We start from the raw sequence: 13,884 nt of genomic DNA, 5'->3' as shown, positions 1-13,884 counted from the left end.
GACCGATGGCCTTTATGTTAAGTCCTCTGCTCAAACGCTATACCTGGAACAGCACATGGCTGTACTACGTGCGGATTTTTATCGCGCTATGCGGCACAACGGCGCTACCCTGGTGGCTGGATGACGTCAAGCTGACTATCCCACTCACGCTGGGTATGGTCGCTGCCGCACTTACCGATCTGGACGATCGTCTCGCGGGCCGATTGCGCAATTTAATCATCACACTGGTGTGCTTTTTTATTGCCTCAGCCTCCGTTGAACTGCTCTTCCCATGGCCATGGCTGTTTGCTATTGGTTTAACGCTTTCCACCAGCGGCTTTATTCTGCTGGGGGGATTAGGCCAGCGCTATGCAACTATTGCTTTTGGTGCATTGCTGATCGCCATTTACACGATGCTGGGCACCTCGCTTTACGATCAGTGGTATCAACAACCCATCCTGCTGCTCGCTGGCGCTATCTGGTATAACCTGCTGACGCTCACCGGACATCTTCTGTTCCCCATCCGCCCCTTACAGGACAATCTTGCACGCAGCTACGAACAGTTAGCGCACTACCTGGAACTGAAATCGCGTCTTTTTGACCCCGACATAGAAGATGAAAGCCAGGCACCGTTGTATGATTTAGCTCTCGCGAATGGCCAACTGATGGCAACGCTGAATCAGACTAAAGTGTCGCTGCTGACCCGCCTGCGCGGTGACCGTGGACAACGGGGAACACGTCGCACGCTACATTACTATTTTGTGGCGCAGGATATTCATGAACGCGCAAGCTCTTCACATATTCAGTATCAAACGCTACGCGATCATTTCCGTCACAGCGATGTGATGTTCCGTTTCCAGCGGTTGATGTCGATGCAAGGGCAAGCCTGTTCACAATTATCTCGCTGTATTTTATTGCGCACGCCTTACCAGCACGATCCGCACTTTGAGCGCGCCTTCACCCATATAGATGCCGCACTTGAGCGCATGCGTGCCAGTGGTGAACCTGCCGACCTGCTCAATACGCTGGGTTTTTTACTGTCAAACCTACGGGCAATCGACGCGCAGCTTGCTACCATAGAGTCTGAACAGGCTCAGGTACTCTCGCGCAATGAGACTGAAAATCAGCTTGCCGATGACAGTCCCCATGGATTCAGTGATATCTGGTTACGTCTGAGCCGTAATTTCACCCCTGAGTCTGCTCTGTTTCGCCATGCCGTTCGCATGTCGTTAGTGCTCTGTGTTGGTTACGCCATTATCCAGATAACCGGCATGAATCACGGATACTGGATCTTGCTGACCAGCCTGTTTGTCTGTCAGCCAAACTACAACGCCACCCGACATCGCCTGGCGCTCAGGATTATCGGCACGTTGGTTGGGATTGCCATTGGTTTACCGATCCTGTGGTTTGTGCCCTCTCTCGAAGGGCAGCTGATACTCCTGGTGATCACTGGTGTGCTGTTTTTTGCCTTTCGCAACGTCCAGTATGCACACGCCACCATGTTTATCACGCTGCTGGTGTTACTGTGCTTTAACCTGCTCGGCGAAGGCTTTGAGGTTGCACTGCCGCGTGTCATCGATACGCTAATTGGCTGTGCTATCGCCTGGGCTGCTGTCAGTTTCATCTGGCCAGACTGGCGTTTTCGTAACCTACCACGGGTAATTGAACGGGCGACTGACGCTAACTGCCGCTACCTTGATGCTATTCTCGAGCAATATCATCAGGGTCGTGATAATCGTCTGGCCTACCGTATCGCTCGCCGTGATGCGCATAATCGTGATGCTGAACTCGCCTCCGTGGTATCAAACATGTCAAGCGAGCCGGATGTCACGGCCCAAACCCGCGAAACGGCGTTCCGTTTACTGTGTCTCAACCATACGTTTACCAGCTATATTTCTGCGCTGGGCGCACATCGCGAACAGCTGACCAATCCAGACGTTTTGGCATTGCTGGATGACGCTGTTTGCTATGTTGATGATGCCCTTCACCATCAACCCGCTGACGAGCAGCGTGTATATCAGGCGTTAGAAGGGCTGAAGCAGCGAATTCAGCACCTGGAACCACGCCCGGACAGTAAAGAGCCGCTGGTCGTTCAGCAAGTTGGGCTATTGATCGCCCTGCTCCCAGAGATCCGGCGATTACAGCAGCAAATTGACGTGCTGCCGTCTAATACCCCGGCTCCGGCGTAAGAGAACTTACCCACTCAACCAGCTCCTGGCGACGCGTCGCCGGGAGCGCGGCTTCATGTATCCCCCCTACCGCGCCTTCAAGGGCATAGAGTACTTTTACCGTCAGAGCCGGGTTATTTTGCCGAAGTTTCAGCCAGCACATTTGTGCTCCCAACGATCGCATGGTCCCCTCATCTTTAATTCCAGCTTCATTCAACAGAGTCTCCAGATGAAACGTCATATTCGGCAATTCCCGCAGACGATGCTGGGCAAAGCGACTCTGTTTTTCCTTAACCGCTGCATCCAACGAATATCGCGATAGCGACACCAACTGCTGCTGGTTTTGCCACAGGGCATCGTTCACCTGGTAATAATTAAGTACAAGAGGACGTCCGCGCTTAATAAATGTCAGCCAGACAGGAGAATTTTGTACACAATACTGGGCGCTCTGCTCACAGGCGCGAAGATACAGCTCACCATTAGCGACCATGGCAAAGACCGTATCGCCAACCGTCAGACTGTAGCCACCAAACAGTGAGCGATAGTGAATTGTCCCCAGAGAAGCCAGATATTCCTGCGATTTATAGATCCTTGCATAAGAAAGCTCTTTCATAAAAATCCTTTTTAAATCATAACGTAAGCAAATGATTTTCAGTAGCGGATCCGTTAATGACGAAAATAGGCAACTTATGCGTATGGGGCAAGATGAATTTTATTTTTCCCGTGACAACGACTAAAAATTGCGAACCTGTTTCCGAAAATAAGGTTGATCTTTGTTGATTGCAGGGTTACTGTATATCCATACAGTAACTCACAGGGCTGGATTGATTATGTACACTTCAGGCTATGCAAATCGTTCATCGTCGTTCTCTTCCACATCAAGCAACATTGCGCGCGTTTCATCAGAGAACGCAACCGCTGGGCTTATCAGTGAAGTTGTCTATCGCGAGGACCAGCCCATGATGACACAACTGCTGCTGCTTCCCCTGCTGCAACAGTTAGGGCAACAATCACGCTGGCAGCTGTGGCTGACGCCTCAGCAAAAATTAAGTCGGGAGTGGGTGCAGTCAGCTGGACTTCCATTGACGAAAGTCATGCAAATTAGTCAGCTATCCCCCTGCAATACGCTGGAATCGATGATTCGTGCGCTACGCACGGGTAATTACAGTGTTGTCATTGGCTGGCTGGCGGAAGAATTAACGGAAGATGAACATGCCGAACTGGTCAAAGCGGCTGATGAAGGTAATGCGATGGGTTTTATCATGCGTCCGGTTCGCGCCCAGACACTTGCGGGCAGACAGCATTCCGGGCTAAAAATTCACTCGAATTTGTATCATTGAGTAAAATTAGGATTTATCCTGGAATTTTTTTTCATCTCTCAATTTGTCTTTGAGCTGTAATGTGTTTTTCGTCTGAACGCTTGTCTGAAGCGGTTTTCAGGATATCCTCAGTACATTTATTCAGCTATAAATGTTAAATATTGTGTATACAAGCCTTTTTTTTTCATATGCCTGACGGACTTCACACTTGTAAGTTTTCAACTACGTTGTAGACTTTACATCGCCAGGGGTGCTCGGCGTAAGCCGCAGATATCGGTAGAGTAACTATTGAACTGGTCCCCGGGTGAAGGATTTAACCGTGTTATCTCTCTTCGGAGATATTCATGGCGAATTTTGGATGATAACGAGGCGCAAAAAATGAAAAAGACAGCTATCGCAATTGCAGTGGCACTGGCTGGTTTCGCTACCGTGGCGCAGGCCGCTCCGAAAGATAACACCTGGTATACTGGTGCTAAACTGGGCTGGTCTCAGTTCCATGATATTGGCAACAACCGTATCGACAACAACGGTCCGACCCACGAAAGCCAACTGGGTGCCGGTGCGTTCGGTGGTTATCAGGTTAACCCGTACGTTGGTTTCGAAATGGGTTACGACTGGTTAGGCCGTATGCCATACAAAGGCAGCGAGCAGAATGGCGCTTTCAAAGCTCAGGGCGTTCAACTGACCGCTAAACTGGGTTACCCAATCACTGACGATCTGGACGTTTATACCCGTCTGGGTGGTATGGTTTGGCGTGCAGACGCTAAAAACAACGATGGCTTCAAAGACCACGACACTGGTGTATCCCCAGTATTCGCTGGTGGCGTAGAGTATGCAATTACTCCTGAAATCGCTACCCGTCTGGAATACCAGTGGACCAACAACATCGGTGACGCGAACACCGTTGGCGGTCGTCCGGATAACGGCCTGTTGAGCGTTGGTGTTTCTTACCGTTTCGGTCAGCAGGAAGAAGCAGCTCCAGTAGTTGTTGCTCCGGCTCCGGCTCCAGAAGTACAGACCAAGCACTTCACTCTGAAGTCTGACGTTCTGTTCAACTTCAACAAAGCAACTCTGAAACCAGAAGGCCAGCAGGCTCTGGACCAGATGTACAGCCAGCTGAGCAACCTGGATCCGAAAGACGGTTCCGTAGTGGTTCTGGGCTTCACTGACCGCATCGGTTCTGACGCTTACAACCAGGGTCTGTCCGAGAAACGTGCTCAGTCCGTTGTTGATTACCTGATCTCTAAAGGTATTCCTTCTGACAAAATCTCTGCACGTGGTATGGGTGAATCCAACCCAGTTACTGGCAACACCTGTGACAACGTGAAAGCTCGCGCTGCACTGATCGACTGCCTGGCTCCGGATCGTCGTGTTGAGATCGAAGTTAAAGGCATCAAAGACGTTGTAACTCAGCCTCAGGCTTAAGTTATCGTCTTATAAAAAACCCCGCATAGCGGGGTTTTTTTTCATCTGTTTTCATCCAAAGTAAGCCACGCATTCAACCAGCCGACCGCTACTCTTTCCCCAGCAACGCCTGTAAATCCTGTTTCAATGTCGACATTTTGTTCGCGTACTTCTCTTTATGCTCTGCGTCTTCAATCAGCTGCACAATAGTTTCAGAAAGCGTTTTTCCGCGCCGCTGCGCAAGACCTGCCAGACGCTGCCAGACCATAAATTCCAGATCGATGGATTTCTTCCGGGTATGCTGATGCTCAGCATTAAAGTGCCGCTTGCGCCTGGCACGTATGGTTTGTTTCATACGATTAAGCAGCGCAGGATTCATGTGTTCTTCAATCCAGCTATTGACCCGAACCGGTTCATTTTCGAGGGTTAGCAATAAATCAACGGCTTCTTTGGCAGCGCTGGCCTCGACGTAACGGGTGATTAATTCCCCCTCACGATGCTTCTTCACCAGATACTTCCATTTCCAGCCGCTTTCAAGGTTTTCAAGTTGTTGATATTTCATTGCGATCTCAATGTTACCGTGTAACTCTTATCAGAATATCAGCTTTTTCGGCATCTGAAGAAAAGAATATCCAGCCTGTGAACTGTCGCGCGTCATCACAACCGTTTCGCGGTGCTTTCCAGGTGTTTAGTGGTGAGGGTTACGGTATAATCTCGTTTTTTACAACAGACTAAAAAACATCAACTTTGACCATTACGAAACTTGCATGGCGTGATCTGGTTCCTGATACCGACAGTTATCAGGAAGTATTTGCACAGCCGCACGTCACTGACGACACCGACACCTTACTTAGTGATACTCAGCCACGTTTACAATTCGCGCTAGAGCAGCTTCTTCAGCACTGGACAACATCCTCGTTCATGTTGGTAAAAGCACCGGAAGAGCTTGAGTATCTCAACCTTATTGCAAAGGCTGCACGTCCCTTGCACACGGATGCAGGAAGCCTGACTGGCGGTCATTACGACATCTCCGGTCACACTATTCGTTATCGTACAGCTGAGAAAACGGAAGACAATTTTGCGACGTTAACGCAGGTGGTCAGCGCTGACTGGGCCGAAGCCGAACAACTGTTCGGCTGTCTACGTCAGTTCAATGGTGAAATCACGCTACAGCCAGGTCTGGTACATCAGGCCAATGGAGGTGTGCTGGTTATCTCATTGCGCACGCTGTTGGCCCAACCGCTGTTATGGATGCGCCTGAAAGCCATTGTCAGCCACGAGCGTTTTGATTGGGTGGCTTTTGATGAGTCTCGCCCGCTGCCTGTCTCCGTTCCGCCTATGCCGCTTAAACTGAAAGTGATTTTGGTGGGTGAGCGTGAATCGCTGGCGGATTTCCAGGACATGGAACCAGAATTGGCTGAGCAGGCCATTTACAGCGAGTTTGAAGATAATCTGCAGATTGTGGATGCCGAAACCATGACGCAGTGGTGTCAATGGGTCACGCATACTGCCATGCGCAATAATTTGCCTTACCCCGCTCCCGATGCCTGGCAGGTTCTGATCCGTGAAGCCGTTCGCTATACCGGTGAACAGGATACATTGCCGCTTAACCCGCTGTGGATCACCCGACAGTTCAAAGAGGTGGCACCGTTATGCGAGGGCGAAACCTGCAACGCTGAGCAGTTCAGCCTGATGCTGGCTCAGCGCGAATGGCGTGAGGGATTCCTAGCTGAACGCATGCAGGATGAAATTCTGCAAGAGCAAATCCTTATCGAGACAGAAGGCGAGCGTATTGGCCAGATCAACGCCTTGTCGGTGATTGAGTTTCCAGGCCACCCACGCGCATTTGGCGAGCCTTCTCGTATCAGTTGCGTCGTGCATATTGGCGACGGCGAGTTTACGGATATTGAGCGCAAAGCCGAGCTTGGCGGAAATATTCATGCCAAGGGTATGATGATTATGCAGGCGTTCCTGATGTCGGAACTCCAGCTGGAGCAACAGATCCCCTTCTCTGCCTCGCTGACCTTTGAGCAATCTTACAGTGAGGTGGACGGTGACAGCGCGTCCATGGCAGAACTGTGCGCATTGATTAGCGCCCTCGCCGACGTACCTGTTAATCAAAGTATCGCTATTACCGGTTCTGTCGATCAGTTTGGTCGGGCGCAACCTGTCGGTGGTCTGAATGAGAAAATTGAAGGTTTCTTCGCCATCTGCCAGCAGCGCGAGCTGACAGGCACACAGGGCGTTATCATTCCTTCGGCTAACGTCAGACACCTCAGCCTGCAGCCTGCGCTGCTACAGGCCATAGAAGAAGAAAAATTCACTATCTGGGCGGTGGACGACGTGACTGATGCGCTGCCACTGTTGTTAAATCTGGTGTGGGATGGCGAAGGCCAGACAACGCTGATGCAAACCATTCAGGAGCGTATTGCCACGGCAACGCAACAGGAAGGTCGTCACCGTTTTCCATGGCCGCTACGTTGGCTGAACTGGATTATTCCGAACTGATCGGACTTGTTCAGCGTACACGTGTTAGCTATCCTGCGTGCTTCAATAAAATAAGGCTTACAGAGAACATGGTAGATAAACGCGAATCCTATACGAAAGAAGACCTTCTTGCCTCTGGTCGCGGTGAGCTGTTTGGCGCTAAAGGGCCACAACTGCCAGCACCAAGCATGCTGATGATGGACCGTGTCATCAAGATGACCGAAACCGGTGGCAACTTTGACAAAGGTTATGTTGAAGCTGAACTGGATATCAACCCGGACCTGTGGTTCTTCGGTTGTCACTTTATCGGCGATCCGGTGATGCCGGGCTGCCTGGGTCTCGACGCCATGTGGCAACTGGTTGGATTCTATCTCGGCTGGCTGGGCGGCGAAGGTAAAGGCCGTGCGCTGGGCGTAGGCGAAGTTAAATTCACCGGCCAGGTTCTGCCGACCGCGAAGAAAGTCACTTACCGCATTCACTTCAAACGCATCGTTAACCGTCGCCTGATCATGGGCCTGGCAGATGGTGAAGTGCTGGTTGATGGTCGTCTGATCTACACTGCAAACGATCTGAAAGTGGGTCTGTTCCAGGACACTTCCGCGTTCTAATCCAGAACTGCGAAGCAGCCAGACATTAACGTTTCCCCGTTTTATCTGGTGTGCAAAAAGGCGAAACCTCCGCTCTGCGGAGGTTTCTTTTATCTAAAGAGACAGAATCAGGCCATTAAAACCCTATCCCCCATGGCTTCTCGCCAGCCTCCCAGCCAGTATGACCTCTGATTCAGCGTCTGATAGGGACACATTTCTTTTGAGCGTCCGGCAATGCCGGCCTGATATCCACGTTGATGTGCCCGTTCCAGGCGATCTCGTTTTTGTCTCTTCATGCCTCGTTTCCCTCATTTTTGGGTCTGGTGGAAAAGAAAACAGTGATTACTAAGTGTGCAATCACACTAAACGAATACCCCTAAACATCAGGCTCGTCAATGCGCAAAATTCACGCCAGTGTCATATTTGTGAGCTAGCCTCTAAATCATTTGTACAAAAATAGTCAGTCAGAACAGCTATCTTCACGGCTAAAAAAATAAAAAAAACCGCCCCGGGCAATGAACCAGGGGCGGCATAATTTACAATTATTTAAGCTTAAGGGATGCGTTTCAGCTCTTGAGCAATAGCCGTCGCTTCCTGACTCCAGGTATTGGCTAGAACCTTCACCATCTCATCGTAGCCGTCTTTCGTCTGTACAGCTTCGACGTGGAACGGGCGTTTGATCAGTTGTCCCTGATGATTCAGCAACCATTCACCGCTCACAATAACCTTACCATCGTACCGACCGTGGAAGCCAGTTACGGTCACGTTCAGCGTATCCTGAGTGCTTCCCAGCGGTTGTGAAGCGACAACCCAGCCAGGCAACTGCATACTGAGGTTCGCAACCAGTGTATTGCGCAATTGCTGATCTAATGGGCTGGCCCAGAGATTATTATTGGCTATCACATATTGCACATCGCTGGTCTGGTAAACCACCCCATTACCGGCCAGATAATCAGGTACCGCAATCTGTTCAACCCACAGCAGACGGTTTCCCTGATTGGCGGAGCTCTGCACACCGCCTTGTGCGATAGGGAGCTGGTAATAGCTTTTATTTTCTCCGCTGGAGCTACATGACGTCAGCCAGACCGCCATCATCACCACTAGCCATTTTTTCATTGTTTCGCCCTCTTCGGCTCTGGATCTTTTTTGTCCTTCGCTTCAAATACCAGCGCATTACTCTTATCGTTCAACGTTTTCAGTACCGGTTGCAGTTCACGCAGTACCTGATCAAGACGCTGCATATCCGCCACCATCTTGTTGTAGGCCGCGGAACCAGGCTGGAAGCCCTGCATACTACGATTCAGTTCACGTAGCGTGTTCTGCATATCCGCCGGCAGATCCTGCATCGACTGGCTGGACGTGATCTTGTTCATGTTATCCAGCGTGGTTTGCAGATGTTTCATTGTGCGCTGGCTTTCCGACAGCGTATTGGTTGCCTGCTCAATCATCGGGTTCAGCGGCAGATTGTTAATCTTATCCAACGCTTCCATCAGACGCTGTTGGATCTGCGCCAGACCACCGCTCACGGTCGGAATAATTTGATAACCATTGAATTCGCGTACACCGGTAATCGGCGGCTCTTTCGGGTAGAAGTCGAGATCGACATACAGCGCGCCGGTCACCAGGTTCCCGGTTTTGAGCGATCCTCGTAATCCGCGTTTAAGCAGTTGCTCCAAATGAGCGCCAACATCGGTATCTTCTCCCAGCTGTGCCTTCAGACGTTCTGGTTCAATACGCACCAGCACCGGAATACGGTAATCATTGTTAAATACCTGACGCATATTCGGTGAGAAGAAAGGTACTTTACTCACCGTACCCAAGCGGATGCCACGGAATTCCAGCGGTGCACCAGGCTGTAGGCCACGAATCGAATCTTTAAAGAACATCAGGTAATCAATATGATCGGTATACAGGGAATCCTGAATACTTTTTTGATCGTCATAGAGGTTAAATGAGGCCTGCTGCTCAACCGGTTGACCTTGTTCCAGTCCTTCGGGCACATCAAAACTTACACCACCGCCAAACAGCGTGGAGAGCGATCCCATTTCTACGCGCATACCTGCTGAGGTAAGATCTACGGCGATCCCGCTGTCTTTCCAGAAACGTACATTGCTGGTCACCAGACGATCGTTAGGCGCATTGATGAAAAGCTGATAGCTGATCGTACGCTTTTGCGCATCAAACGTGCTGGTTTCAACCGAGCCCACACGATAGCCGCGGAAAAGCACCGGATCGCCTGGGCTCAACTGACCGGCTTTTTTACTGTCCAGAATCACACGGATCCCTTTTGCATCTGGCGGAGCCAGCGGCGGTGAATCCAGCAGTTGGTAATTTTCCAGCTTACTGCCTTTATTGCCGGGCTGCAGTTCAATATAAGCCCCGGACAATAACGTGCCGAGCCCACTGATACCTTCACGTCCAACCTGCGGCTTCACCACCCAAAAGACAGAATCTTTATGCAGCAGCTTTTCCATTCCGGAGTTAAGACGCGCTTTAATCTCCACATGGGTCAAATCATCAGTCAGGGTTGCGCTCTCGACGATACCGACATCCACGCTGCGGCTCTTAATCGTCGTTTTGCCCCCTTCAATACCTTCAGCATTGGTGGTAATCAGCGTGACCTGTGGCCCCTGATGACTGTAGTGATAAAACAGTACCCACGCGCCAATGAGTGCAGTGACGATAGGGAATATCCACACGGGCGACCAGTTTTTTACCTTTTGCACTTTGGCTTCCCCACTTTTAGATTCCATGCTGTCAGGACTCCTCATGGCCTGGTTCTGGTTCACGGTCCCACGACAGACGCGGATCAAATGTCATCGCAGAAAACATTGTCATAATGACGACTAAAGCAAACATCAAAGCACCCATTGCAGGATAAATGTTCATTAACCCTCCCATGCGTACCAGCGCAGAGAGTACCGCAATCACAAAGACGTCGATCATTGACCAGCGACCGACAAATTCCACAACTTCATAAATCAGGTGCATACGTTCGCTGTCGCGTTTGCCGTGCCCTTTGGCATCCCAACATAGCCAGGCAATGGCGATCATTTTCAACGTCGGCACCATAATACTGGCGATAAAAATAACCGCAGCCACCGGATAAGAGCCTTCGCTCCAGATTAAAACCACCCCCTCAAGTATCGTTGATGGCAGCTTTGACCCGAGCAGATCGGTAATCATAATCGGCAAAATATTGGCAGGAAGATAAAGCATGATCGACGTGAACAGTAATGCCAACGTCCATTGCAGACTGTTTTTACGCCGCACATAGCCTTTCGTCTGGCAGCGCGGACACACCCGTTCATCAGCGGGAAGAATCGCGGTGCAGCAAGAGCAGGAACGCAGTCCCTGTCGAATGCCGGGCACGCCTGGTTTTAACTCCTGCTTAATCACTGGCATTGGCGCAATATCATCCCACAGCCAGCGACGGTCAACGCACTGGAATGCGCGCAGTTGCAAAACGCAAAAGAAGCACCACGGAATAAAGCTGCTGCCCACGCCAATATCGCCGTAAGCCATAAGCTTAACAAAGCTGACCAGCACGCCAGCGAGGAAGATTTCCGCCATCCCCCAGCTTTTTAACTGGAACAGGACGCGTGCAAGACCCGCCTTAAGTCTGGCGGGCATCTGCACCCGATTCACCAGCAGCAAGATAGTCAGCAGGCAAAACGCGGGGACCAACTGCACGAATAATAAAAAGAAGGTGCCGAGACTGGCGTAGTCTTCAGAAAAGAGAACGCTGGGGATCTCCAGCAACGTCACTTCGCTGCTCACCCCTGCGACGTTCATATTCACAAAGGGGAAGAGGTTTGACAGAAGCAGCATGAATAATGCTGCTAATACATAGGCGGTAGGACGCTGCCGCGGCGCGTCCCACTCAACCGTTAACGTAGTGCCACATCGTGGACATGCCGCTTTTTGACCATGCTCAAGGCGAGGTAACGCCACCAGCATGTCACACTGCGAGCACAAAATATGCTTCGCGGCATGGTGATGTTCGCACATATGTGCTCCTTTAAATTATGCGCCGTTCTTCAAAGACTCAAGATACTCCCAGCGCTCAAAGGCTTGCTCAAGTTCTTGTTCCGCTTCGTTCAGATTAGCTAATACCTGCTGTGTTTGCTCATGTGGCTGACTGAAAAAAGCGGCGTCAGCAACCTGCGCTTGTAGCCTTTCCAGTTTAGCTTCCAGTTCTTCAAGCTGAGCGGGGAGCTGCTCCAGTTCGCGCTGCAGTTTATAGCTTAGTTTGCTCGTGCCACGTTTGACAATTTCTGCTTTAGGAGCAACAGCTTCCTCTGTTTTTTTCGCGACCGGTTGTTTAAACGCCACATACTGAGATTGCTGGCTGCGCGCGTCATGATAACCACCGACATAACGACCAATTTTACCGCCGCCTTCGAAGATCCAGCATTCAGTTACAGTATTATCCACAAACTGACGGTCGTGGCTTACCAGCAGTACAGTCCCCTGATAGCTATCAATTAGTTCTTCAAGCAGTTCCAGCGTTTCGACGTCAAGATCGTTCGTTGGTTCATCGAGAATCAAAAGATTGCTGGGTTTCAGAAAAAGACGCGCCAACAGCAGGCGATTTCGTTCCCCACCAGAGAGCGCTCGCACTGGCGTCATCGCGCGTTTCGGATGGAACAGGAAGTCCTGCAGATAACCCAGCACATGGCGAGGTTTACCGTTAACCATCACCTCTTGCTTACCTTCAGCCAGGTTGTCCATCACGGTTTTATCGGGATCCAGTTCGGCGCGGTGCTGATCGAAATAGGCCACTTCCAGCTTGGTGCCGACGTGAATGCGTCCACTGTCAGCCTGAAGCTGGCCTAACATCAGCTTCAGCAGCGTTGTTTTGCCGCAGCCGTTCGGTCCGATTAGCGCAATTTTGTCGCTACGTTGTACCTGTGCGGAGAAATCTTTTACCAGCTGCTTTCCATCAACCTGGTAATCCACGTTCTCCATTTCGAAAACAATCTTGCCTGAACGGCTCGCCTCTTCGACCTGCATCTTCGCCGTGCCCATCACTTCGCGACGTTCGCCACGCTCGCGACGCATGGCTTTCAGTGCGCGCACGCGGCCTTCATTACGGGTACGGCGCGCTTTGATCCCCTGACGGATCCAGACCTCTTCCTGCGCCAGCTTGCGGTCAAACTCTGCATTTTGTAACTCTTCTACGCGCAGCGCTTCTTCTTTTTCCAGCAGATACTGATCGTAATTCCCCGGATAAGTCACCAGCTTGCCACGATCGAGGTCGACGATACGCGTCGCCATATTGCGTATAAATGAACGGTCATGGGAAATGAAGATGATTGTCCCATTGAAGGATTTCAGGAATCCTTCCAGCCAGTCGATGGTTTCAATATCCAGGTGGTTTGTTGGTTCATCCAGCAGCAGTACACGCGGATTGCTCACTAACGCGCGGCCCAGCGCCGCTTTACGCAGCCAACCGCCTGAAAGCGAAGAAAGTGCGGCGTTTGGATCCAGCCCCAACTGCTCCAGCACTTCATTAATACGGCTTTCGAGCTGCCACAGATTGTGATGATCGAGCATTTCCTGAACCCGCGCCATCTCATTCAGATTTCTGTCGCTCGGATCAGTCATCACCAGACGCGAAATATCGTGATAACGTTTGAGATACTCGGCCTGTTCTTCGATACCCTCGGCAACGAAATCATACACGCTGCCTTCAACATTTCGCGGTGGATCCTGTTGCAGACGCGCCACAACCAGATCCTGCTCATAAATGATACGCCCGTCGTCAAGCCCCTGCTCACGGTTCAGGATCTTCATCAGCGTCGATTTACCTGCGCCGTTACGGCCAACCAGACAGACGCGTTCGTTATCCTCGATATGCAGTTCTGCATTATCAAGAAGCGGCGCATCGCTGAACGACAGCCATGCACCATGCATACTGATCAATGACATTTATTT

The 13,884-nt window shown here is 50.9% G+C and carries 12 protein-coding genes; 5 read left to right on the top strand and 7 right to left on the bottom strand.

All coding sequences use genetic code 11. The features are described from left to right. Nucleotides 1–14 precede the first annotated feature (14 nt). The gene (yccS, locus tag OGY68_RS09185) at nt 15–2,168 is read left to right on the top strand and encodes a YccS family putative transporter (RefSeq protein ID WP_057067106.1); all 2,154 of its coding nucleotides are present in this window, start codon (nt 15–17) and stop codon (nt 2,166–2,168) included. Here yccS and OGY68_RS09180 read toward each other — a convergent pair. Continuing rightward, complete coding sequence (locus OGY68_RS09180) at nt 2,146–2,760, bottom strand: TfoX/Sxy family DNA transformation protein (RefSeq protein WP_003831996.1); 615 nt, start codon at nt 2,758–2,760, stop codon at nt 2,146–2,148. The genes yccS and OGY68_RS09180 overlap by 23 nt on opposite strands. Before the next feature lie 217 nt (nt 2,761–2,977). Here OGY68_RS09180 and sulA point away from each other — a divergent pair, with 217 nt between their 5' ends. Together sulA and ompA are read left to right on the top strand one after the other, a co-directional pair. Beyond that, nucleotides 2,978–3,487 (top strand): SOS-induced cell division inhibitor SulA, encoded by a 510-nt coding sequence (gene sulA, locus OGY68_RS09175; RefSeq protein ID WP_008784287.1) that lies wholly within the window; start codon nt 2,978–2,980, stop codon nt 3,485–3,487. Nucleotides 3,488–3,844: 357 nt separating this feature from the next. Further along, nucleotides 3,845–4,891: a porin OmpA gene (ompA, locus tag OGY68_RS09170; RefSeq protein ID WP_020996510.1), complete on the top strand. Its 1,047-nt coding sequence runs from the start codon at nt 3,845–3,847 to the stop codon at nt 4,889–4,891. A gap of 88 nt (nt 4,892–4,979) precedes the next feature. Here ompA and matP read toward each other — a convergent pair whose 3' ends face one another. Then, nucleotides 4,980–5,432 (bottom strand): macrodomain Ter protein MatP, encoded by a 453-nt coding sequence (gene matP / locus OGY68_RS09165; protein ID WP_032942905.1) that lies wholly within the window; start codon nt 5,430–5,432, stop codon nt 4,980–4,982. Nucleotides 5,433–5,617: 185 nt separating this feature from the next. On the opposite strand from matP, the gene OGY68_RS09160 reads away from it, so the two are divergent. Further along, entirely contained in the window at nt 5,618–7,378 is a 1,761-nt protein-coding gene (locus tag OGY68_RS09160; RefSeq protein WP_032942904.1) for an AAA family ATPase, read from the top strand. A gap of 68 nt (nt 7,379–7,446) precedes the next feature. Then, nucleotides 7,447–7,965, top strand: a complete 519-nt coding sequence (gene fabA, locus OGY68_RS09155; RefSeq protein WP_003035875.1) for a bifunctional 3-hydroxydecanoyl-ACP dehydratase/trans-2-decenoyl-ACP isomerase — start codon at nt 7,447–7,449, stop codon at nt 7,963–7,965. Between the two features lie 107 nt (nt 7,966–8,072). On the opposite strand, the gene rmf is transcribed toward fabA, so the two are convergent. The 5 genes from rmf to OGY68_RS09130 form a co-directional block, all read right to left on the bottom strand. Further along, entirely contained in the window at nt 8,073–8,240 is a 168-nt protein-coding gene (rmf, locus tag OGY68_RS09150; RefSeq protein WP_003035871.1) for a ribosome modulation factor, read from the bottom strand. A gap of 256 nt (nt 8,241–8,496) precedes the next feature. Continuing rightward, the gene (pqiC, locus tag OGY68_RS09145) at nt 8,497–9,060 is read right to left on the bottom strand and encodes a membrane integrity-associated transporter subunit PqiC (RefSeq protein WP_057067102.1); all 564 of its coding nucleotides are present in this window, start codon (nt 9,058–9,060) and stop codon (nt 8,497–8,499) included. Continuing rightward, entirely contained in the window at nt 9,057–10,697 is a 1,641-nt protein-coding gene (gene pqiB / locus OGY68_RS09140; protein ID WP_020996511.1) for an intermembrane transport protein PqiB, read from the bottom strand. The genes pqiC and pqiB overlap by 4 nt, the downstream gene beginning before the upstream one ends. Nucleotides 10,698–10,701: 4 nt before the next feature. Further along, nucleotides 10,702–11,955 carry a membrane integrity-associated transporter subunit PqiA gene (pqiA, locus tag OGY68_RS09135; protein WP_032942902.1) on the bottom strand — a complete coding sequence of 418 codons (1,254 nt, stop codon included), beginning with the start codon at nt 11,953–11,955 and terminating at the stop codon, nt 10,702–10,704. Nucleotides 11,956–11,970: 15 nt separating this feature from the next. After that, nucleotides 11,971–13,878 carry an ABC transporter ATP-binding protein gene (locus OGY68_RS09130; protein ID WP_008784281.1) on the bottom strand — a complete coding sequence of 636 codons (1,908 nt, stop codon included), beginning with the start codon at nt 13,876–13,878 and terminating at the stop codon, nt 11,971–11,973. Nucleotides 13,879–13,884 lie beyond the last annotated feature (6 nt).

The sequence above is a fragment of the Citrobacter sp. Cpo065 genome (assembly GCF_030332805.1).
GTDB classification, from domain to species: domain Bacteria; phylum Pseudomonadota; class Gammaproteobacteria; order Enterobacterales; family Enterobacteriaceae; genus Citrobacter; species Citrobacter portucalensis.
The sequence above is the reverse complement of the archived record's forward strand: the minus strand, read 5'-3'. Positions and strand labels throughout refer to the sequence as shown.